18 protein-coding genes are annotated in these 22830 nt (G+C 55.2%); 9 read left to right on the top strand and 9 right to left on the bottom strand.

Annotation, left to right across the window (positions count from 1 at the left end; all coding sequences use genetic code 11):
* Positions 1 to 2 precede the first annotated feature (2 nt).
* The gene (locus E0501_RS15885; protein WP_137702391.1) at positions 3 to 1403 is read right to left on the bottom strand and encodes an amidase family protein; all 1401 of its coding nucleotides are present in this window, start codon (positions 1401 to 1403) and stop codon (positions 3 to 5) included.
* A 305-nt stretch (positions 1404 to 1708) separates the two neighbouring features.
* Here E0501_RS15885 and E0501_RS15880 point away from each other — a divergent pair, with 305 nt between their 5' ends.
* Positions 1709 to 2839 carry a tyrosine-type recombinase/integrase gene (locus E0501_RS15880; RefSeq protein WP_137702390.1) on the top strand — a complete coding sequence of 377 codons (1131 nt, stop codon included), beginning with the start codon at positions 1709 to 1711 and terminating at the stop codon, positions 2837 to 2839.
* Positions 2840 to 3257: 418 nt separating this feature from the next.
* Here E0501_RS15880 and E0501_RS15875 read toward each other — a convergent pair whose 3' ends face one another.
* Together E0501_RS15875 and E0501_RS15870 are read right to left on the bottom strand one after the other, a co-directional pair.
* Positions 3258 to 3809 carry a Hint domain-containing protein gene (locus E0501_RS15875; RefSeq protein WP_137702389.1) on the bottom strand — a complete coding sequence of 184 codons (552 nt, stop codon included), beginning with the start codon at positions 3807 to 3809 and terminating at the stop codon, positions 3258 to 3260.
* Positions 3810 to 5203: 1394 nt separating this feature from the next.
* Positions 5204 to 5464, bottom strand: a complete 261-nt coding sequence (locus E0501_RS15870) for a hypothetical protein (protein WP_137702388.1) — start codon at positions 5462 to 5464, stop codon at positions 5204 to 5206.
* Positions 5465 to 6304: 840 nt separating this feature from the next.
* Here E0501_RS15870 and E0501_RS15860 point away from each other — a divergent pair.
* The 3 genes from E0501_RS15860 (at position 6305) to parA (ending at position 9717) form a co-directional block, all read left to right on the top strand.
* Positions 6305 to 6505 (top strand): helix-turn-helix transcriptional regulator, encoded by a 201-nt coding sequence (locus E0501_RS15860; RefSeq protein WP_137702386.1) that lies wholly within the window; start codon positions 6305 to 6307, stop codon positions 6503 to 6505.
* A 543-nt stretch (positions 6506 to 7048) separates the two neighbouring features.
* Positions 7049 to 8515: a hypothetical protein gene (locus E0501_RS15855; protein WP_137702385.1), complete on the top strand. Its 1467-nt coding sequence runs from the start codon at positions 7049 to 7051 to the stop codon at positions 8513 to 8515.
* A gap of 569 nt (positions 8516 to 9084) precedes the next feature.
* A complete protein-coding gene (gene parA / locus E0501_RS15850) occupies positions 9085 to 9717 on the top strand; it encodes a ParA family partition ATPase (RefSeq protein WP_137702384.1) in 633 nt (210 codons plus the stop codon).
* 159 nt (positions 9718 to 9876) lie between these two features.
* On the opposite strand, the gene E0501_RS15845 is transcribed toward parA, so the two are convergent.
* Both E0501_RS15845 and E0501_RS21835 read right to left on the bottom strand, forming a co-directional pair.
* On the bottom strand, positions 9877 to 10581 hold the full coding sequence (locus tag E0501_RS15845; protein ID WP_137702383.1) for an NAD(P)H-dependent flavin oxidoreductase: 705 nt from the start codon (positions 10579 to 10581) through the stop codon (positions 9877 to 9879).
* 56 nt (positions 10582 to 10637) lie between these two features.
* Positions 10638 to 10844: a nitronate monooxygenase gene (locus E0501_RS21835; protein WP_407943459.1), complete on the bottom strand. Its 207-nt coding sequence runs from the start codon at positions 10842 to 10844 to the stop codon at positions 10638 to 10640.
* Between the two features lie 559 nt (positions 10845 to 11403).
* Here E0501_RS21835 and E0501_RS15835 point away from each other — a divergent pair.
* Complete coding sequence (locus E0501_RS15835; protein ID WP_137702381.1) at positions 11404 to 11646, top strand: hypothetical protein; 243 nt, start codon at positions 11404 to 11406, stop codon at positions 11644 to 11646.
* An 83-nt stretch (positions 11647 to 11729) separates the two neighbouring features.
* Positions 11730 to 12140 (top strand): hypothetical protein, encoded by a 411-nt coding sequence (locus E0501_RS15830; protein ID WP_137702380.1) that lies wholly within the window; start codon positions 11730 to 11732, stop codon positions 12138 to 12140.
* A gap of 91 nt (positions 12141 to 12231) precedes the next feature.
* Here E0501_RS15830 and E0501_RS15825 read toward each other — a convergent pair.
* Positions 12232 to 13583 (bottom strand): IS3 family transposase gene (locus tag E0501_RS15825; protein ID WP_137702379.1). Its coding sequence is split into 2 segments (ribosomal slippage): positions 12232 to 13247 and positions 13247 to 13583, totalling 1353 coding nucleotides; the frame shifts between segments, so codons are not numbered across the junction.
* Between the two features lie 629 nt (positions 13584 to 14212).
* Between E0501_RS15825 and E0501_RS15820 the strand changes: the two genes are divergently transcribed.
* Positions 14213 to 16375, top strand: a complete 2163-nt coding sequence (locus E0501_RS15820; RefSeq protein ID WP_137702378.1) for an SGNH/GDSL hydrolase family protein — start codon at positions 14213 to 14215, stop codon at positions 16373 to 16375.
* A 224-nt stretch (positions 16376 to 16599) separates the two neighbouring features.
* Positions 16600 to 19521, top strand: a complete 2922-nt coding sequence (locus E0501_RS15815; protein ID WP_137702377.1) for a hypothetical protein — start codon at positions 16600 to 16602, stop codon at positions 19519 to 19521.
* 98 nt (positions 19522 to 19619) lie between these two features.
* Here E0501_RS15815 and E0501_RS15810 read toward each other — a convergent pair whose 3' ends face one another.
* From E0501_RS15810 to E0501_RS15800, 3 genes are all read right to left on the bottom strand, one after another.
* Positions 19620 to 20300 carry a cysteine hydrolase family protein gene (locus tag E0501_RS15810; RefSeq protein ID WP_137702376.1) on the bottom strand — a complete coding sequence of 227 codons (681 nt, stop codon included), beginning with the start codon at positions 20298 to 20300 and terminating at the stop codon, positions 19620 to 19622.
* A 273-nt stretch (positions 20301 to 20573) separates the two neighbouring features.
* Entirely contained in the window at positions 20574 to 21503 is a 930-nt protein-coding gene (locus tag E0501_RS15805; protein ID WP_137702375.1) for a metallophosphoesterase, read from the bottom strand.
* 42 nt (positions 21504 to 21545) lie between these two features.
* Positions 21546 to 21848, bottom strand: a complete 303-nt coding sequence (locus E0501_RS15800; RefSeq protein ID WP_137702374.1) for a hypothetical protein — start codon at positions 21846 to 21848, stop codon at positions 21546 to 21548.
* Positions 21849 to 21990: 142 nt separating this feature from the next.
* Between E0501_RS15800 and E0501_RS15795 the strand changes: the two genes are divergently transcribed.
* Positions 21991 to 22266: a hypothetical protein gene (locus E0501_RS15795; RefSeq protein ID WP_137702373.1), complete on the top strand. Its 276-nt coding sequence runs from the start codon at positions 21991 to 21993 to the stop codon at positions 22264 to 22266.
* The last annotated feature ends 564 nt before the right edge of the window (positions 22267 to 22830 follow it).

The raw sequence follows: 22830 nt of genomic DNA, 5'->3' as shown, positions 1-22830 counted from the left end.
CGTCAGCCCGGATCGGGATCGCAGACCGTGACGGGGCTGCCGCGGGATTCGATCTCGTGGCCGGCGGCAAGCAGGATGTCCTCGCGGTAGCGCGGGCCGACGAGCTGCACGCCGACCGGACGGCCCTGCGCCGTGCCGGTAGCGACCGAGAGCGCGGGCATGCCCATGACGGGCAGGCCGCGTTGGGTGAGCTGGGCCTCGTAGACGCTGGCGAAATCGGTCTCGGAGCGGACATCGAGCTGTTGTTCGAACGGCAACTGGCCCGAGACGGGGCAGAGCAGGACCGGGGTTTCGGCGAGAAACACCTCCCAGCTGCGCATGAGGGTGGCGCGCGCTTGCAGGGCGCGCATCAGCTCGTCAAGTCCGACCTCGCCCGCGTCGCGCGACATCTGGGCAAAGACGAATTGCGCGTCCGGGTCGCCTTCGCGTTCGATCAATTCGCGCGCGCCGAACTGGGTTTCGCCCATCCAGAGCGTGGCGTTGATGCGGGCGGCCTCGCGCATCGGCGGGCTATCGGCTTCGTCTACCTGCCAGCCGGCATCGCGCAGGCGCTGGGCGGCGTCGCGCAGTGCGGTCTCGACCGGCGGATCGACCGGCATGCCGTCGGGGGCGATGCAGAGCGCGGCGCGTTTCGGGAAATCGCCGCCCGCGAGCGGCGCGGGCACCGACCAGGGATCGCGCGGATCGGGGCCGGCCATGGCGGCAAGGGATAGCGCGATATCGTCGATGCTGCGGGCGATGGGGCCGGAGACCGCCATCAGCTGGGCGCCGATGAAGCGATCCGGCGCGCTGGCGTTCCAGGCCGGCACGCGGCCCAGGCTGGGCCGCAGACCGTGCAGACCGCAGGCATAGGCCGGGTAGCGGATCGAGCCCGCGATATCGGTGCCGTGGCCCATGGCGCAGAGCCCGGCGGCCACCGCCGAGGCCGCCCCGCCCGACGACCCGCCCGGTGTGATCGCGCGGTTGCGCGGATTGAGCGTCTGGCCGTGCAGCTGGTTTTTGGTGAACCAGCGCAGCGAAAAGGCGGGCGTGTTGGTGCGCCCGGTGATCACCGCGCCGGCGCGGCGCAGGTTGGCGACAACGGGGGTATCGTGCTGGGCGACCAGGGTTTCCTGGAGTTTGAGGCCGTTGGTGGTCGCGTGTCCTGCTTGATCGACATTGACCTTGATCGTCACCGGCACGCCGGCCATCGGGCCCGGATCCTCGCCCTGGGCGATGGTGGCATCGATGGCGCGCGCGGCGGCGAGCGCCTCTTCGGGGAACGCCTGCACCACGGCGTTGATGGCCGGGTTGACCTGGTCCTGCCGATCGAGATGGGCCTGCGTGACTTCTTCGGCTGAAAGTTTCCGGTCGCGGATGGCGGCGGCGATGGCGGTTGCGGTCATCTGCCAGATCTGGGTCATGCGATGTCTCCCTGTGGGCCGTTCTGGCCGGTCTTTGGCGGTTTGCTAGCACAGAAGCGGGCCGCGGTCATTTCCTTGTGGCGGGGGCCGTGGCTTGCTTGACGGGTTCGTGGGGATGCCATATGGAATCAACCTGCCGGGCGAGCATGGTGAAATGGTATCACACGAGCCTTCCAAGCAGATGTTGTGAGTTTCATCTAATCGCATCTACTTGCCAAAAGTTTCATTTAATTGAATAATATCTTGCATCTGGTTGCAGCCAGTTTCATCCATTTGCATGTATTTACCTACAAAAAACCGACAAAATGCCAAAGCTCACAGAAACCTACGCCCGCAAGGTTCCACAGACAAAGTCCGTTACCGAGAAGTACTGGGATAGCGAGATCAAAGGCCTTGCGCTCTTCGTCGGCAAGAAAGCGAAGACCTGGTATTTTCAGAAGGATGTCGGTGGTCAGACTAGGCGGGTCATGATCGGACGCTTTCCGGTCATCTCGGCGGCAGCCGCCCGGCAAACCGCATTGGGGTTTGCGCTTGAATGGGGCAGGGGGGCAGGCAAGCACATCCAGATCGGCGCGCCGACCCTGGGTGACGCGTTGGACGCCTATCTGGCCCGGCCGAAACTCAGGTCTGATGCGCATCGTCTGAGCTTGCGGCAGCAGTTCGACCTTCACTTGAAAGACTGGCTACGGTTGCCGCTGGACGAGATTACCAAAACCATGGTGGTGGAACGGCACCGGTCCATGGCAAAACACCCGTCAGCGGCAAATCATACGCTGAAATATTTCCGCACTGTCTGGAACCACGCGCGGCGCACCTATGACCTGCCGGAAAGCCCGACCATGGCGATCGAATGGTTTGAGGAAAAGCCGAACGGTCAGATCATCGAGGACCTGAAGGCTTGGCGGCATACAGTCGATGGGCTCTACAACCCGATCCACAAGGTGTTCTACGAACTGATCCTGTTTACGGGGTTCCGGAAGACCGAGGCGCTGACGCTGGAGTGGAAGAACGTCCATGAGGATCACATCTCTCTGCCGATGACGAAGAACGGGCGAAGCTTCGATCTGCCAATCCTCCAGTTGCATCACGAGATCCTGGCGCCGGTTCGCGGTCTCCATCGGAAATGGGTGTTTCCATCGCCCAAGGGTCTGGATGGTCGCCTGAGTTCACCGCAACGCATCACCTGGAGCCCGCACGCCCACCGGCGCACCTTCGCAACCGTGGCGATGGAAGCCGGTGTCCTGGAAGAGGTCGTTGGCCGCCTTCTCAATCACACGCCCTTGTCGATCACCGGGCAGCGATATGTACGACCTTCACTCGACGGGCTGAGGCCGGCAATGCAAACGGTCTGCGAGGAACTCTCTGGACGGATCAAACCGGACCATCCGCCGGAAGGACGTCAGGCAAGCTCCCGCCAGGACATTCAGGGCGACTGACGGTTTTCGATCGGCCCCGAAACCGGCGAAAAAGAGCAGCATTTTTCAGTTGGCATGGATTAGACGATTCGGGTCTGAACAGCGCAGAACGTCGGGGTCCTGGCACTTTGTGGACGTTGACACAGACATAAGAAAAAAAAGTCCGACAGCTTGCTTTCATGTCCGCGAAAAATTCTAAGCCATTGATCTATTGAAAATATTGATCGCGCAGCGGTGCTCACGGCATCAGCTTCGGCCGAAATACGTTCCTCCTCAAGCCGGTGGCTGAATTCTCCCGTAATCCCCTTGGACTATCTTCGGTCAGATCAGTGAGGACCAAGCTACAAGATAGCTGCCGCCCGGGTGGGACAAGCACCCTCCTCGGAAGATTGGGTGTACGCCTGAAAGAAGGTGTCCATTTTGGACCCTATCTGCGCCGTTACAAAGAAACCCGGCACCAAGTTCCCTCAACGCGTACAATCTCCTCGCCGCCGCAATGAAAAAGAAAATAAGAGATCGAGACCTGAGCGGCGCAACGTACGCCATGCCGTCCCACGATTTCATGCGCGTGAACTGTGTCAAGCTCTATAAAGCTCGACTGTCGCGGCAGCATGACTTCTTGAGCTGGCGATAACATGAAACCGGCTTCGGGTGAATTGGCACCCAGAGCGTTTTGAGAAATTTCTACGGGTTGCGCTTTTGGAAAAGACTTCAGGAAATCTTCATCCAGTCGCAGCTCGTCTGTCCATTCCACCTTCTTGAATGCCCCAGACTTTGTCTTGACGCGATCACCTTTGCGCAAGCCCATGATTGGAAGGTTTCCAAAGTTCGTCATAACGCGGGCGCGGCCATGAAACCCTGGCAAAGTCCAGTTTTTTTCTCTTGGGACAAGCTGATCGGGCTCCGGGCGAATATGTTTAGGTTTTACGCCCGACAATTCGTTTTTTGCTATGAACTCTTGAACGTCGAAATCGAAATCGTCTTCGGCCATGCATCTTCTCGCTACATGTACTTTTCTGTAAACGAACCAATCAAGATTTCGTTTTTCGTGGCTCCAGTAACTGTAGTCTGCAACTTATTTTGGGCGTTAATTTGAAAAAATGTCGGCGGTTCGATGCCTCACTTTGGCCTATGGAAACATCGTTCCTCTGGTTTCAAGTTGAACAGATCGAAGTTTTGGAGGGCCGTTTACTGTTGCGCATTCTATGCAAGTGACTGAATGAAATTCGCAAAACTGACGAATACGCCTGATACAGATCCCGAAAAGATCACAATTGCGCCGATTATAGCGCCTACCAATAAGCCGAGCACGACAAGATACTCGGACATTGCCACTCCATGTTCTTCGTGTGTTAAGTTCTTGATAGCTATCTTCAGGCGCTGTATCACATTTCCTCACTTTCGGTGCATTATCATGTTTTTTGACGACATCGCACGCCAGCTATTTATAGTAGAGAAATACGTCACGAGTAAGACGGGGACTCCATGAGTCACCTTTTTTCCTTCCGGGCCGAGTTTTGTGGAGAACTAGTAACAGGTATTGTTTTCCCTGATACTCCAGTCAGAGCGGGTATTGAGCACAGCTCAAGACCATTTCTCCGAACTAAAGAACACCTCTCAGCATCCACCCCAAGCACCGCAAAGTGCCTTCCCGAAGCCTCCGAGTGTCGAACCACCACCGATGCCTATGATCTCAGGAAACTGCCAATTTCTTCCCGTATACATGCCCCAAAGCCAGTAGGTTCCAAGCACGGCTGCAACGACTAGGAACAAGGTGATGGTCGTTCGTATCAACTCCAAGCCCCCTTGGATCTTCGTGTACTGAACTTCTTGTCACTTAGCTCCACTATAGCGGCAGCAGAGCCCTTTTTCTATGGAGGCCTTAAGCAAACTAATGCCGGCCCAGGGATTTCCTCATTAAAAAGGGCTCAGAATTCCACTTTTTCAATGTATTCTCCAAGAAGGATGATCAGATTCAAAAATCTTGGGGAAAGAAAAGAGTTTTCTCAAACATTGTCGGCAGCTTCTCGACTGACTCTCCCCTGTGAAGTGGTCCGCCTTTATGTTTGTGAAAACGGAGGAGCGAAGTGGCTACGAAACGGCACAGGCCTGAAAATTTTCCACGAAGCTGAGGCATTTTTTGGTGCTTGTCGCGTAGGGTTCTTCCTACCACCCCAGCCACCTATCCTTGGTCGTTATTGACAGTACGCCCCACCTATCGAAAGGGCCGGAAACGTCACTGATTGTGCTCGGCTTGTCTTCTGGTGGTTCGGTACCGCGATCGGATGAGCGGGATCAACTATCTGGTCGGGATAGATCGATACGAGGCCTACACATAAGGAAGGAAAATTTCCGATCCCCTTTTGGAAACCCCGAGGAACAGCGCTATTGTCCCAGTGAGTAGCGGACCACCAGAAGAACAAGAAGTTTTGAAACTGGCCAAGTGAGGGTCAGCAGCACCACCGGCAGGAAAATGGTCACGAACAAGAAGTCAGAGAGCCCCATCCTCTTTTTCTCCCCGATACCAATGAAGTGGTCTGCAAGTATCATCCCCGCAGCCACTCCTATCATGACTTTGAAGACCAGCCAGTCGCTTTCCTGGAATAATTCCAGAATTCCTATTTGTTCTTCTGCCAACCCAATCATCTTTCCAATCCCATCCCATAGTTAATCGTTCGATTGTCTCTGCCATCTTTTTGGCTTTTTCGTCAGCGTAGATTGCAACATTGCTTGGAGGCAATGAAATACGGAGACAAGAAGATCCATTGAGGTGTTTGCGCGGTGTATCAGAGGCCGAGATGATCCGGGGTGCCGGACGGTCTCCCAGACGACTCTCTGCATGTTGGCTGCGGCGGGAGGAATTGCGCTGGCCAGCACGTAGGAGCTGAATTCCGGTGACACGCTCTTGACCAATTGAGCCGGTTGCGGATTCTCAATCACACGCCTTTGTCGATCACGGGGCAGCGATATGTACGACCTTCACTCGACGGGCTGAGGCCGGCAATGCAAACGGTCTGCGAGGAACTCTCCGGAAGGATCAATCCGAACCATCCGCCGGAAGGACGTCAGGCAAGCTCCCGCCAGGACATTCAGGGCGACTGACGGTTTTCGATCGGCCCCGAAACCGGCGAAAAAGAGCAGCATTTTTCAGTCGGCATGGATTAGACGATTCGGGTCTGAACAGCGCAGAACGTCGGGATCTTGGCACTTTGTGGACGTTGACACAGACATAAGAAAAAAAGTCCGACAGCTTGCTTTCATGTCCGCGAAAAATTCTAAGCCATTGATTTATTGCAAATATTGATCGCGCAGCGGTGCTTACGGCATCAGCTTCGGCGGAAATCCGTTCCTCCTAAACCCGGTGGCTGTGCTTTCCTGTAACGCCCTTGGACTATCTTCGTTCAGATCTGAAAAGACCAAGCCACAAGATAGCTGACCTCTGTTGAGGGGAGCTACCAGATCTTGAGGCGAATTTGGAGAAACGCGATGGCGAAATGTGAGGACAACCGCCTGCTCAATCGATCCGAAGTCGAAGAGTTGTTCGGTATTCCGACAAGGTTTCTGGAGCTGGCGGTCGCGCGGGATGATGGTCCGCCGGTTGTACGCCTGGGACGGTTGGTTCGATACCGGATCTGCGATGTCCGCCGTTGGATCGAGGAGCGCGTAGAAGGAGATTTCCATGTCTGACGAAAACAAGCATTCGGGTTCGGGTCACGGAGCGGCCTCTAACGGCGCATCAATCGAAGATGCTGTCCGAAATGTCGAATGCCGCCGGCGAGACCTTGAAGCTTCGATGAAATCTGAGGTCTGTGGCCAATTTTTGCAGAATGGAAGGCTTGCGTGATGGAAGGCAGAAAAAAGACCGGCTCCTTCGCTGGGCAAGCGAACGGAGGAGAGGATTCGAAAATTGTCGGCCAAAGGGATCCAATAGTTGAGGCTTTCGCGAATCCCACGCGTGTCGCACCGAGCGAAGCAGACGGCAACTTGACATCAAGCATTCAGCAAGACACGGGTGGCGACGTGGGAACCTTTCATGCAAGGGACATCAAATACGCAGACCCCGTAGAATTCTGCCCCATTATCCCGCTTGGACATAGTGGAGGTCACTATTTCATAATTCCGCCAAGCGGCCAGTTCCGAAAGCTTACCGCTGAAGCTTTAGAGGCAGGCAGGGGGGTTCGGTCGTTGTTCTTGGGCAGCGGGACGAAAACCGAGGAATGGTGTCGCTCGATGTTTTCTGCGCAAAACAATGATTGGTGCCACAAACGCGCTGGCCTCTGGATCATCGAGCAATGCAATGCGAAGGGCGTTTTTGAACCAGGTCGGGCCGATTTGAGGTCTATTGGCGTCTGGTGTGACGACGCGGGTGGTGCAATCGCGCATTGTGGAGATAGCCTTGTCTTTCCAGACGGACAGACCCAGGCGCTTTTGGAGCACCACGCGAAGTACATACCGATTGGTGCTGGGCCGATCACCCCGCCGGACCTGACGCCAATGCTTCCGGGCGAGGCCGCGAACTTGTTGCACAGCATTCGGCCGCTGTGGGGATGGAAGACGCCCGAAGATGCCGACATCTGGTTCGGGTGGGTTGCTGCGGCCTGCCTCGGAGGCTTTCCTGATTGGCGGACACATCTCTACGTTCATGGCAGCAGGGGGAGTGGGAAGTCCAAGCTGATCGAGTTGGCAGCTTGCTTGCTTGGGGATTTTGCTGGCGAGGTGATCAATGATGCCACTGAGGCCGGGATCCGGCAGTCTCGCGATAATCAGGCACGTCCGCTTCTCATGGACGAGTTTGAGCCGGACGATAATCCTAGAAACGCTTCCCGACAGGACAGCATGCTTGCTTTGCTCCGGCGGATGTCAGGAGGAGCGGGTGGGCGCATATCCCGCGGCCGCTCGGACCATTCACCCGTGTCATTCCGGACGCTGGGCCCAGCTTACGTTACCTCTATCAATCACATCCACCTGGAACCGCAGGACCGGTCGAGATTTGTTCTGCTGGAATTGAGGGCACTGCCTAGCTGCCAAGACCCGACCCAAGCAGCAGTGGACCTTTCTGGTGTCTTTGAGATGAGCCGGGAAATCTCAGCGCGGTTCCGTGGCCGAATGCTTGCTCAGAGTTCAAGGTGGAATCAAACACATGGAGCAATTTCAGCGAAAGCCCGAACCCTGGGCGCCGATGCGCGACAGGCCGATACGGCGGCGACAATTCTGGCAGGCCTGGACCTCGCCCTGTTCGATGGCGAAATCGATGATCTCCGCTTGGAAGACTTGGAAGCCCCAATGCGAGCTTTGATCGCTGATGGCAAAGAGTCCGAAGAGATGTCGGAAGGCCGCGATGCACTGGATCATCTCCTCAGCGCGTCACTGTCTCTAGATCATGGTATAAATAGAACTGTGGGCGAAATTGTCTTCGCGCACTTCGATCAGGAACCCATCACAGGTGTAGAGGATCCAGTCGCAGTGTTGCGGCGCCATGGCATTTACGTCCTCGAGAACAGGGAATGTCTGGCGCTACGAACGGGTAAGACAACGACATCCGCAAAACTCTATGACAAGACCAAGTGGAGCAACGGCTCCTATGTTTCAGCGCTCAAGAAAATCGATGGTGTGATCCAGCCTTCTAGCGGTGTTCGAGTTGCGCCCCACGAACAACATCGGGTTGTGCTGGTGCCCTTCGAATGCCTGTTCTCCTGACATCTTAGCCGGCTGAAGTCCCGCGTAGCGGCGTGGCGTCCCACTTAAGTTGCTGAATGGATGTTGAAAACTTGCCTTCGGGACGCTTGGGACATCTCCGGCAGGAGCAAACATACATAACCCATACGGTAGCTGTAATTACGATATATTGTCTTGTTTATGAAACTGCTGTTGCAACAAAAAAAGAGCGTGTTTTCAAAGGCTTTTGCGGGACAGAGCTATGTCCCAGTGGTGTCCCGGTTGTAACTATCCATTGTTTCGAGCCATGGCAAATCCTGCTCAATCAAACTAAAAATCGAAAAAGAGAGAGTATGTACGAGGCGTCAGAGGAGCCAGCCCGCACTAAAGACTTAACGCAACACCCGGGCTACCTGCGGGTCCTTCCGGCAGGGTTTTCTGTAAACGGTCGCGCAAGCGCGCAGGTTTCATCGCGCTTAACAAATAGGAAAGCCTAAACAATCGGGCTTAACAAATGGGCGGCACCACCAACCGCAATGAACGCAGGCTCCCCATACTTACTCAACAGCTTTATGCTGCATTGCAGAATCAGCTCGTTTGAGGACGTGTCCATGTCAGGCCACATCATTACCGTCGCGCAGCAAAAGGGTGGGTCTGGAAAAACAACCGTTGTTGTTAACCTTGCCATAGCCCTTCTTTCAAAAGGAAAAAAGGTAGCCCTTCTGGATACAGATCCACAGGGTAGTCTCGGGAAATGGTTCATGATGCGCGAAAACAAACTCGGCGAGAACCCAAATCTCCATTTTTCTACAGCGACGCCGTGGGGGATATCGTACGAATTGCGCTCTCGCACCAAAGCTGCTGACTACGTCTTTGTTGACACTCCGCCAAAGGCAGACAGCGATCTGCGGCCTGCGCTTCGAGAAGCTGATCTGGTTCTGGTGCCTATGTCTGCCAGCCATGTCGACTTGTGGGCAACACAAGATGTTTTGGATCTGGCCGACAGAGTTGGAAAGACCGGGCACATAGTTATGAACCGTACACGTGCGGGAACGCGTCTGGGGTCAGAAGTCACGGAGGCGATAGCTAAACAGGGCGCAACGACACTGAAATCCAACCTCGGGAACCGGGTCATCTATGCCGAAACACTCGGCCGCGGGTTGGGTGTTGTCGAAGCAGGAAATAATATGCTGGCCGTATCAGAAGTGATGAGCCTAGCGGACGAGATAACTGCAATTTTGTAAGGCTTAAAAGCGGACGTTCGTCCCGATCGGGCCGAATGACAGCTCTGCGGACATAGTAGACTTTTGATGCGGTTGCACAAATGTCTGCTTAGCGAATTACACCATTCTGCTAAGTTGTCTTGCCAATAAAGCAAATCCGGCGGAGTTTTTTCCTCATTTTCAGAGTGCTGTGCTTCCGATGTTGAGGTGTTTTTTTGCATCTTGGTAGATTTCATTAACGATGTCTTTCGCAGACGATACTTTCCGGGCTTGCGCCACGCCTTGGCCCGCCCAAAGCGACATAGCCTCCACATCTCCGGATGTTTCGGGCAAAGGAGTATAACTTTGATATCGGACAACTGGCTCTCCGGTAGGCCGATGGCCGATTACTTGGTTTTCGTTCGGGCGCTTTCCGGGCGCTAAACTTCCAGCCTTTTTCCAAGCCTGTAACGTGGAATTTCTGAGTGCGCGATGCGGTGCGTCAGGCCAATCAATGTCGTATAAGTCATGCGCCCATTCGGTGTCAGATTCTGATGCCTCCAACAGGCGGGTCCGATAGGTTTGATGGATGGTTGCTTCTCTGCTCGCAAGCAAACGGGTACCTATCCAGACACCCGAAGTGCCCAGCATCATTGCAGCAGCCATCGCGCGTCCATCCGCAATGCCTCCGGCAGCAACAACAGGCTTGTCTACAGCGTCCACGACCGCCGGGACAAGAGCCAAGGTCGAAACCTGGCCCCAAACATGCCCGCCCGCTTCCCAGCCCTGCGCTACAATTACGTCCGCACCTGCATCAGCCGCAATTTTCGCTTCCTCTGCGCTCCCTACGCTCATCAAGACAACCAAGCCTTCCGTTTTCGCCCGCTCAATGGCCTTGGGTTCCATTCCCCAGAAAATGAAACACCGTGCACGCCTTGATCGATGCACGCCTCAAGCTGCTCCTAATATGAGAAGTAAAGGTTGAGATTTACTGAGAAGTTTTGGTCTGTGAGTGCTCTCAGCTCTCCAATTCCAGCCACCACGTGATCGGCCGCTTGTGTCCAAAGCGGAGTGACGCCGTACCCGCCTGAATTGCAAACCGCAGCAACCAATTCCGGTCCCGCAGCACCAGCCATAGGTGCAGACAGGATTGGTTTTTGCGCACCCAATATCTTAAATAAACTCTGTGCCAATGAACTCTCCCTCCATCACAATGTATTTAACGTAAACCTACCATTGAAGGTCTGTAGTCGCGTTGCATACGATATCAGGAATTCGCGCAAAGCACAGAATCCGGTCACTTTGGGCTCGTAATCAGCCCCGCTTGACTGGTCCGGTTTGCTTGTTAGTGCATTACTGGCCTTTGGTTCATAGGGACGATGGTTTCCGGGACCGGTGGGAGGTATCAAGCAGGCATTTCTGGGGCCTGAAGCCGAGCCTGCAATGGGTAGGGCGTGAATATTTGGATCACTAAAATATCGAGCGCCCTCTTTCACCCGAACGGCATCCCGCGCGGGTCAACGGTTCAAGGCTCGGAGGAAGGTGGTTGGGATGGTGATGCAGCACTTGTGGCGATAATGGTCAAAAACTCAAAATGTGGTATTCGCATACGCACCCGCCACTGATGATGTGTCTGTTCCGGCACAGTTCTTATTGCGAACTTCCGGGACGACTATGCCTATGAACGCTTTTGACTAGTCTGTACTTCGTGAAAATGAAGGTGCTGCTATGTCTTTTCATTCGCGAAACGGCTCTGAATTTGTTGGACTTAGATCTATCGTGGGCGGGCGTCGTCAGGTTGTTTATGACGCGAGGACGGGAAAGCGCGTGTTGCTTAACATTCGTGATGCGGGGGCCGCAGACTTCGACATCAACGCAGCGTTGAAAGAGGGGATCAACGCAAGAAATGTCTTGGGCGGTGTGTTGGCTGCGCTCAAAGCTAGGAACATCGACGTGGACTTTGCGTCCTGACAGACAAAATCACGAGTCTACTGAGCCGCTGCTCTCAGGTATACTCATCCCAACCTCAGACCAATTGAGGACAGTGAGGCGGCATGCAGCCAATCATTCAAAAAGCGGAAATTGCTTTGGAAATCGACCCTGTGTCCGCAGGCGTTTCTCCAGGCGACGGTGCGATGCTTTCACTGAACGCTGATGCGACGGTGTCAGTATTCATCGAGCAACCTTCCCGGTTGCCATTTGGCATAGGTAAGCCAAGGCTTGTACCGGCGGGAAAGCTAGATGCCCATGCAACTGATATTCTACTCCCTGCCTTGGAACAAAACGCCGAGCTGCGAGTTCGGATCGTTGAGGTCGAGCCAGCTCACCTAAGCCGGTCTGGTCGTGTTGCTGTATTCGTTTCTGTTTGGGGAAATCCTGCTATCATAGTGCGGCCAAAATCAACGCCTGCCATATTTACGCGCAGCAAGATCAATGATCCTGTACCGTCGAAAGGCGAAGATTGAGAGGCGCTTCGAGAGGTTGTCCGTCGTCAGAGATTTCCGGAGAGCTGAGGCTGTTTCATAACGGAGGCTCTGGTTCGGTTTCTGTTTGAGTTTAGGCGGCCGCGGATTGGTGCTGCAAGCGGCGTTTTCGGATTGTCTGCTTTTTGATCTCCTCTCTCATCTTCAGGATCTTTGCGCCGCGGCCATTGTAGACATCGGCCGGGGTCAGATTGGCCAGGCTCTCGTGGTAGCGGTGGTTGTTGTAATGATCGACGAAAGCGCCGATCTGCCGTTCCAGGTCGCCGGGCAGGAAGTAGTTTTCCAGCAGAACCCGGTTCTTCATCGTCTGATGCCAGCGCTCGATCTTGCCCTGGGTCTGCGGGTGATGCGGCGCACCACGAACATGATCCATTCCCTTGCCATCGAGGTAATACGCCAGATCGGCCGCCACGTAAGACGAACCATTATCGCTGAGCAGCCTCGGCTTGTGCACAACAGTCGCGCAGTTGCAGCCCGAAGCGTCCAACGCCAGTTCCAGCGTGTCGGTCACATCTGCGGCCTTCATCGTCGTGCAGAGCTTCCAGGCGATGATATAGCGGCTGTAATCATCGAGGATCGTGGACAAATAGAACCAGCCCCAGCCGATGACCTTGAGATAGGTGAAATCGGTCTGCCAGAGCTCGTTCGGGCGCGAGGTCTTGTCGCGGAACTCGTCCGCCGCCCGGATAACCACATGGGCCGGGGCCGTGATCAGGTCCTCGGCCTTGAGGATACGATAAGCTGATGACTCGGAGACAAAATACCGCTTCTCATCGGTGTATTTGACCGCCAGCTCTCGCGGTGTCAGGTCCTCGTGGTCCAGCGCAAAGTCAACAAAGGCCTGGCGGATGTTGTCCGGGATGCGGTTCCACACTGATCTCGGTCGCGGAGAGCGATCGGCAAGCGCATCAAGGCCGCCATCAGCCCAGCGTGCATACCAGTCGTAATAGGTGCTGCTGGGGATACCGAGCATCGCCAACGTCCGCTTCACCGGCAGGTGCGAGGCTGCCACCGTGCGGATGATTTCAAGCTTCTCTGAGGCAGGGTATCTCATTCGTCTTCGCCCCCATCTCCGAGCATGCTTTTTTTGAGCAGCCGGTTCTCAAGCGTCAGTTCGCCAACGACCTCCTTCAGGGTCAAGGCTTCAGATCGCAGCTCTTTGACCTCTGGCGTCGTCGCCTGCCGTGCTGTATCCCCGGCCAACCGGTTCTTCCCGGCCTCCAGGAACTCCTTTGACCAGGAGTAATACAGGCTCTCTGCGATTCCCTCGCGACGGCACAGTGCGGCAATGCTCTCCTCGCCCCGAAGACCTGCCAGGACGATCCTGATCTTCTCCTCGACCGAATACTGTTTGCGGGTCTTCCTTTTGATGCCCCTGACCAACTTGTCAGCGGCGTCTTTCGATGTTCCGGATTTCTCGTTCATCTTCGCTCCTTAATGGCTTCGATGAACCAGAAATCCTCCGTTGCTCAAACCCCTAAATCTATCCGGTAGGTACTGACGTCAGACAAGGTCCAACAACCCCAATGTGACTACCGCACTTGCCCCGGCTTACAAGAGATCCGTTCCACAATTGTTGCGCGCTGGCTTCCGTCGAAAACATCAATCCAAAAAGCGCGACGGACACAAACTCTAACCATCTGTTTTTCAAACGCATCGGTCAGTTCCTCAAAGCCTTACAACATGTCTCAAATAGTGCCGCCACTCCAACCGTCAGGCAAGCTACCGACAAGACAATGGCAAGATGGTAAGTCGCTGCAAAGACTAAACACGGCTTTTCCCCACTCCGCGGTCATTCGAACTGGCCGGGCGCTCTATCTCCGGACGGTAACGGACACCATTATCTGGATAGAATAGAGACCAGAACCATTGGCCAACAATAAAGCTGGGCTACCTAGATGGTCCTGGCTAGCGCAAATTGGCACCTGGCGACAGCAAAGCATAGATTCTACATCCATTTTGCTCGTGAGCGCTCCGCGCCTCGATTTTTTTTGCAAAATTTGCTAGCATTCTCACTTATTCGAACAATTGGTCAGTCCTATTAGGAGGAGCAAGTGTTAAAGAAATCCATAGCTTTTTTTCTCTTGTTGGCGGCGCACACGGCTCACGCACAACAGAATAATTTCACACTAGAACGCCAGCAACTAGCTGGGCCTCCATCCATTGAAGTCGCTACCAACACATTGCAGGATTTGCCATTGGTTGCTCCCGAGGTTGGCCTCGAAGCTGATTTCCAATCAGAGTGCGACGAAATATCGGGCGTCATGGACGTTTCGGTCGATTGGGAGATGGTGCCGCGTTACCAAGCACCCGCCTCGCAAGGACCAAGAGACTTATTGATTCACAACACGCGGGATTGGTTGCTTGGTAGAACACAATGCCCTTGCACGAATTGCGGAACGAACGAAGCAAGATTTCCGGTCTTGATTAGAACAAAAATCGAAGAACCGCCGTCGCCGACTGCTCAAGCTCCATCTGGTGCGACTACCAATGGCCTGCAAGCCGTTGACTCCTTGCAAAGTTCGCAATCAGGTAATGGCCCTGTCGTGGGACAGTCCACATCGCCGCCGCAGCAATTGGCAGCCCTTGCTGCCGCGAGGCTGCAGGCCAATAACGCTTACCCGAGGCTCATGTTGAAGATCAGTGCAAATGGCACTGATGAATTGGCCTACGCGCGGCTTCAAGCAAGCAATTTCGCCTACGGCGAGATCTCTACAGTAGTGTGCCTCCCCGAGGAGCCCTACTCTATTTCGTACCGCGTTGATAAAGCGTCTGCTTGCAGCAAGGGCGAACCATTGGAGGTGGTTGCCGATGACATCCTGGTTGCTGTCATGGGAGACAGCTATTCGTCTGGAGAAGGTGCTCCCGTTGCGCGGATCGACCCGCAAATTCTGAACTATGAGGACCGTGTGGGGACTGCCGTTCAACTAGGAGCGCAGGTCGCTAGGAAATGGCGGCTTCTGAACGAGGAAGTTATTGATTCCATAGAAGAAGCTACCGAGGAAAACCAAAGGAAGTTGTACGAAGACCATGCACTTCGCGAGCTCGGGCTTGGCTGGCCGCTTTGGGCATCTGGAACGTCGACAGCTAGATTAATGCTTGAACGGCAGGATACGGCCCATCCCTTTGGAACCCGCTACTACACTGTCAGGTTCGGCGAAACGGACCTAGGCAGCTTGGACCCGTCATCCCGTGAGCACGCGCGTGCGCACCGCTCCCCGTTCGCACCTGGAAGCCAGGCAGCCATTGAACTTGAAGAAGGCGAGCCGAAGAGCAGCGTGACGTTTGTGAACCTGGCCGTGTCGGGCGCATCAATCGATCGTGGTATTCGCAATCCATCGCTCGAACCCGCAATCGGCTGGCCTCAAAGTGAAGACCAACTCGCGAAACTAGTAGACCTCACCCGCGGACGGAAAATTGACAAGTTGATCATGGGTTTTGGCGGTAACGACATCGGCTTCTCCAACATCTTGACGGCCTTGATCTTGAGAGAAGGAGAAAGAGGCGACGTCAAATTTGGCCCGCCATTTCGAAGCATCTTGCACGGAATAAACTACGGCAACTGGTCAGACGTGCACTTTGCCTTTTCGGGCGAAGCGCCTGTCGCAGGTCTTTGGCGGCTTCGCGATGAATACAATTACCTCGCAAAACAGTTGGCAAAACTCCAAGACACGGGTGAACTTTCCGTCGGCGACACCTACTTAATGGGTTATCCTGATTTCACCCGCCGCAGCGAAAATGTTACCTGCGAGTTCTTTGAAAATATATCAGGTCGACTTGTCGGTTTGCCAATGTCGATCTTCGATGCAGTGAACCGCGACGAACTTGACATCGCGAGTTTCGAGGCCGACTGGGCGAGAAACAATGCCCTGGCAAAACTCTCCGAAATACAAAGCCAAGCTGCTGCGGAGCATGGTTGGGTGTTCGTCGATATGCCTTGGCGAATGTTTATGAACAACGGTATCTGCGCCGGACCGCCCGAGTACAGCTTTCAACATAGTGGCGGGTTTCAGCCGCAGATCCCAGTTGACGGATGCCAGGAAGGACGGTGGTTCCGCGCGGGCATCGAGAGCTTCGCGATTCAAAGCGCACCAGCAAGAAAAATGTCGAACCTCACCGGCACGGCACATCCGAATGAAATCGGATACTACTGGATGGCACAGCAACTGCTGAAAAAGATGGGTGCGATTGACCAGGTGCACCAATGCGCCGAGTGAAAAACCCAGGCAAAGGTTTTACAGAAGTTTTCTTGGGTGCTGCCGGGTTACAAGCATCGCTAGGCCGATTTCCAAAATAGCGGTTGCCAGGCTGATTAAACCAAAGCCTCAACCGCGGCTAGAGCGTGCAGCCAGACAAGACGAAGTTGACCGAATTTGGTCAAAACTCGTTATTCGTGTACGCTTCTCTGCATATCACCGGTCAAATTTGGAAGGCATGCGTTATGAGAATTGCCGCAAGAAGACTAATTTCATTCCTTGGGCTCCTGGTCCTCAACGCGCAGGCTGCGCTCGCCTACCCGGAAACCGAACGCCTAGATGTCTTTTTCGATGCGCCCTGGCGAACCGTTCGCGACTACGTGCCCGTGTTGGTGTTTACACCTCAAATAAGCTCCCCGACTGCCTTGAATCCCGCCAGGCTGACCGAGATACAGATAACCGCCTTTGACGTGCGGTCGCGTGAGTCCGTACGGATCTTGTTTCATGATCGCATCGATGAAGCGGACCAGACCACGTGTACTGGCTCGGATGGCTCGACCCATGAAGTTTCAATTATCGATCCCGACGGCCATGAACGCCAAACGCTCTCGCCAAGCGAAAAGACCACTGACTTCTGGCACTACGTTGTTCGAATACCAACTGAATGTTTAGGCATTCCGGGCCTGGATGAACTGCCCGGTGTTCAACACATCAGGGGTGTCGCCATCGCGAGCAACGGCGATGAATTTGAACGGGTAATGCGTGTCGTGGTCGAGCCGAATGCAGGCTTGCCGAAGTTCTCACCGTTAGATCGTCACTATGATATCCACGTGCACACAATCGCGGAGCAAACGGCGAGTAAACTCAACGACGTCAACAGTGCGCGAAAGGCATTTGGTGGCCCGATAGCCATGCTCGTTGAAGCTGCTTATGCCCTGGGGATGCTTGACGTCCAGTTAAACGCGGGGAATTGGAGCGATTTTCGCAACAAGATCGCTACAACGGATCACAACGCTTTTTTCTCGGGTGGAGACTTTGACGCAGGAAATGCTCCTGGCTTTGGACCTACCAGTACCACGGACGGAAAGCGCGGCGAGTTCGAATGGTATCGAAACCACCTGGGCGCCATGGGCGGCGAAGAAATCACGTTATCAGGGCGCGGCCAAGTTGTTGCCTCGGGAGTTCCGCGCTACGGGTCGCATCTCCTCAGCTACGACGCGCCCCATTTTGAAGGCCCGTGGCATGGCGGCGATATCGACATGGTCGATATTCTTTCGACGGAACTCAACTTCGACCTGGGTTCCGTGGGTATTGATGCGGACGACTTCGAACCGCACTTCCATGCGACCGGTTCGCATAACCCGAATGACTTGCGAAGTGTCTTGGCGGAAATGCAACGTGGTGGTGGGTTTGGGTATGCCGCGCATCCATTCAGCAGTATCGGGGGTTGGCACAGCGACGACTTTCGTTTCGGGCTGGGTTACCCGCCATTCCGACCCGCAGACAAATCGGCCATTCAAGTTGACGCGTCGGGACGCGAATTCATTTTCAAGGGTTCGCAAGTCTGGAACGGGAAAGCGGATTTCGTAACCAGCGCCAGTCTCAAGGATGACGGGCTCACGTCACAGGCCGCTCGCCAAAGAGACCCTTTTTCCGGCGCTCAGCCCGAGCAACTCTTCGTGGGCCGTCCAAACTGGGACAGTGACATGAAGAAAACAATGGCCCGCTACTACGACCACGTGCGGGATGGCTTGGCGTTTTCCTTTCAAGATTCACCCAACCGCAGGTTTATCCGCAAAGTCTACGCTAGTGCCGGCACGGATGCGCATGGAGACTTCAACTACGAGATTTCCGTGCCGTCGACCGTTTTGTTTTTCATTTCCGAGGATTTCGAACGAGCGATCAATGGGATCCCGTTCCTAGAGTTCTCATTTGATCCAGAACAGCTGAGCAAGAATTCCAACGCGTTTGGCAGAGTTCGCACCTATGCCTTGGCATCCGACAAAAGCTTGGCGCCGGGCGAGTTCGTAGGCGCGAGCAACCAGCCAGGACCGTTTCAACCGACAGCACCACCGCCGCAACCCCTCGCTGGTGAACACTCCAATGGAGGCTCGCAAAACGACCCGAACGTCCTCGCATACGAGGAAGGCAACACGGTTCTGACGGATGGACCCATTTGCATGTTCCACCTCGATGCAAACTGCAGGCTCAATTCGTCTGGAGACGATTTGTCCTGGCACGACCAGAGATGCGAGTTTGAGAACGCGGACGGGGCCATTGGAGGAGCTGGTCACTTTGACGGCGGCAGGACGGCACTCGTTCCGAGGGATCTCGAAAACGGGGTTTCGGGGATCACGGCTCAAACCGTGTGGAAAGGCGGGAACCAGTATTTCTACAAGGCAAATGACAGTAGCTCCATGGCGTTTACACTTAACAGGATTGGTGGGGGACGCGTCTTTGGGTTCATTTCGCCACCGTCCGGCGAAGAAGGCGTAAAAAACCAGTTCGACTTGGGAAGCCTTGCCGTTTCAAACAGGAACTACCGCGCATCGGCCCTGCAACTCGTCGGCAAACGCGGCCGCGGCATCGAAAAGTCATACTGCATCACCAATCCAATTTGGACGGCGCCGTACACCATTTCGGTGATCAACCAGCCAGAAAAGTGTCCGTTTGAACCCGGTGAGCTCAAGGTTTCCATCAAGTTCGGTATTTCCATGGAAACATCGATATCCGATCCATGTCCCGAAGAAGGTTGTCACGCGAACCCGGAGTTCCCCAATTCTTACGGCGGAGCACAAGTCTCGGTCCAGCAACTCGATGCATCGGGAAACAGCGCTGGGCAAACCATTTCGCTCTCAGATCGCAAGTGGTTTGCGAACAACTTGGTCCAAGGCGGAATAATCGACGACGCCAACCTAGTCGCCACCAACACCGAGATGATCGCGTGCGGTCCAAGAGGCTGGGACAGCGAGAAACGCAAGCGAGACAGTGGCAAGGTATCGTATGCAATTTACGTGACCGATCTCTACGATACCAATCTCAACCGGCTCAATAACATCGGGGATACGATTTCGGTGAGATCAAATATGCCATCATCGCAAGGTCAGCGACCTGATGCCCAGGATACACCCACGGAAGCTCAACAACCTACTCCCAGCGGCGATTGAAGCGATAGGTAGGTTCTAGAGAGCATCTGGGTCGCTAGATGCTGAGTTGTTGAGGATTGCACTGGATTGCTCGACGCTTCGGGCTCTCGCGCTTCTTTTCATCCCTCGGCGCCGACAAGAAAACCCCGAACCTCTCTTGAGCTAACGACGTGGCAATAGATCATGTTAATGACCGCCAGCTCGTGCCTATGCAACTCGTCAGTGGCGGCGGCGCAGCAATCCTCCACCACGATCACATTGAAGCTTTCGTCGGCAAGGCTACGCACGCTCGACGAGATGCATTGATCAGTGAAGATGCCTGCAACGATGATGTTGCGAATGCCCATGTTGTGAAGGATGAGGCGCAGGTTAGTGCCCGTGAGCACAGAGTCGGTAGTCTTCGTCACCACGATCTCGTCGCCGACCGGCCCGACCTCCGGGACGATTTGGCTATCTTCGCGGTCTTTCGGCAATAGCAGGTAATTGAAACCCGGCTTTTTCTGGCTTAGGGACCGATCCCGACCATCCTCGGTTTGGCATGCAATCCTGGCATGAATAACTTCGATGCCGTTGTTCCGCGCCCAAGATTGTAGAGCGGACGTGTTGGGGATCACGATCTCGCGCATCCGGTTAAAGAACGGCGCCCACCGCGCGTTCTCGAGCGGGTTGTCCTTGGGTTCCAGGTAAGTGTTCTGGATGTCGATAACGAGAACTGCCGTCTCCGAGGGTAGAAACTCTATATCCTCCGGTTCCTCGGCGGTTTCATAGTAAAAGGATCGAAACGCAGTCTTCCAGTTCATGGTCGTTCTCTCTTTCAACACGGCCGTCCGTGCCATGGGGCTGCTTGTCGCTAGAACAGCGGGCCTTTCGAGGTTCCACTATCCCACCTCCAGGAAGTAGCAACTTGCCTAGCTGCAGTTTCTCTCCATGCACACGCTATAGCGAGAAGGGCCATCCGGCAAAGGTCGAGTTGCCTTGTTGTTCGACCCTTCCGGGGGATCAAGGACATGTCGGCGTTGCGAGTTCGAGAACTTGGTCCACCTATCTACCGGGTGTCGGTAGGACTAAGACCCTTACCTGGAAACCGGTACCGTGACCCGATCGAGCCAGATCGCCTCGTCTCCCGGAACGAACCGGTAGGACACGAGGGGGCCGTCCCTGCCTGCCGAGTAGTCGAGGCAAAGCGCGTTACTGGCTTGCATTTCGAGGGACCCATTCAGCCAGTAATGTCCGAAGAACACCGGCTTGGCGGTCGACGCATAGCCTCGTCGCACGACACCTTCCGGTGGTGCACCCGCGAGCAGTTTTTCCGGGTTTGGAACCGATATCGCGACGTCCTGCCAGGTATCGGGCTGATATGCCCACCATTTCACGCGGATGGAGTTGCGAACCACGCCATCCTTGTCGTGAAATCCCGCTCCCTCGGGAAGCGGATGTTCGGGGCCCTTCGTGATCGTTTCGACGGCCTCGTGCAGGAGGTGCTTCGGATCGGCGGCATGGTAGACCAAGTCACCGGCAAGGATGCCATCTTCCGCGTGCTGCCGGAGCGTCGCGATATGTTCGTCGTCCCAGCAGGCGTGCACCGCGCGAAACCCGTCCAGTTCCAGGAACAGGGGCAAGGTCTTCATCCACTCGATGACTTCCCGCGTTTCAGCATCGCCCAACGGGAACTCTCGAAGGAAACTTTCGTGCTGTTTCGCATTCTTCAGAGAATGCTCGCGTAGCGGCACGTTCGTCTCCGGGTGGATCGAATGGTACTGGATCGCGTTGAGCTCGTGGTTGCCCATGACCGCTTGCGCCGAACCCGCGTCGATCATCCGGCGGACGATGTCGATGACCTCGGCATTTTTGGGGCCGCGATCGATGAAATCACCGAGAAAGATGCACTGGCGGTTCAGGTCGGGATGCCGCCAAGCGCCGTTACGTTCCTGGTAACCCAGCAGCGAAAGCGTGCCGCGAAGCTTGGCGGCCTGCCCGTGAATGTCGGGAATTATGTCGTACATGGTGTATCCTTTCTTTTTCGAGGTTGGGGAAACTGCGGGCCTTCAAGCCTCGACCGGCTCTCGCGGTCGAACCAGCAAGTCTTCGAGCTGAAGGAGGCCTCTCGGCCTTTTCTCCCGGTAGAGATCGATCGGGAGCAAGGATTGCGTGGCGCGGGTTTCCGCGGTCCAGTGCCAGTAATACACAAGGTCCACGCCCGCGATGCCGACGCGCTTAACGACGCCGTTTCGTGCGGTCTTGGGGTCTTCTTCCGAGAACACCTCCACGACGGTGCCAGGCCGCACGGGCATGCCATTGCCATCGTGCCGCGTCCAAGGACCCCAGGCGCCCTGCCGTTGCTGGCCCATGCGCTGTACCTCGGTAAAGATTTTCTTGGGAAAGAGGCTTTGCGCCTCGACTTCAACATAGCGTTACGTAATACGTATTACAAGTACTTTGTAACACGTATTCGAATTTCATCTACCAAGCCGCATCGACGAGGAGAGGCACGTGGACGACAAGCCCATATCCGTGAGGTTGGGAGCACGCCGCATGGATGCCCTGGAGCGCTACCTGGCGGCGCATCCCGGGGAAACGAGGAACGGTGTTATCGCCGGCGCGGTCGAGCAGTACCTGAAGGAAACCGGGTTCTGGGAAGACGCGCTGCCGGCCGGCTCGCGGATTGGACATCCAGACGATCGAAAGCGTCCGACGCTGTCGGAAAGGGTGAAGCGGCTGGAAGAAACCGTGCAAGCCCTGTTGGAACGCGGAGATGCGAGATCATAGTGGGTCATGGTTCTAACACGAACCCCGAGGATGCCCGTGTCTATCCGTAGCTAAGAATCGATCAAGGTGCCCGTTCCTGCGTCTCTCCGGAGGAGGTACCAGGAACAATTTCCGCCGGGCTCTGCGTCGAAAGCACTTGGTGGATTGCCCGAGTTTCCGTGGCTTTCGCTCCAACGGCAATTGCTAGGGAAAATCGAAATTCGGCCGGGTATGACGGTGGGTAATCTCGTTTTGCCTAGAGGTTGAAGATTTTGTGCTAGCTGGTAGCGTGGGTAGTAGAGGCTAGTTTCGGTATCTTGGATTCTCGCGGAATAGAACGTTCGCGAACTCCAAAGTTTCGCCACGATAAGCAGTTAAGCAGTCGAATAGAGCAGTGAGGTGAATTCCTTGATTTCCATTTATCCGGCTTGGATCCTGGAGCGTTCGTTCGGTGGTCTTGGCTGTCTGACGTCAGCGCCAATGGGACAGTTTAGGCTGAATTGATAAGAGAGGGTTTCTGGCACATCGTAACCACCAAGGAGTGGAGATGAGACAGAAACCCGGAACCAAGCAGAGCCACGGCGA

The organism is Marimonas lutisalis, assembly GCF_005434965.1.
GTDB classification, from domain to species: Bacteria; Pseudomonadota; Alphaproteobacteria; order Rhodobacterales; family Rhodobacteraceae; genus Marimonas_A; species Marimonas_A lutisalis.
The sequence above is the reverse complement of the archived record's forward strand: the minus strand, read 5'-3'. Positions and strand labels throughout refer to the sequence as shown.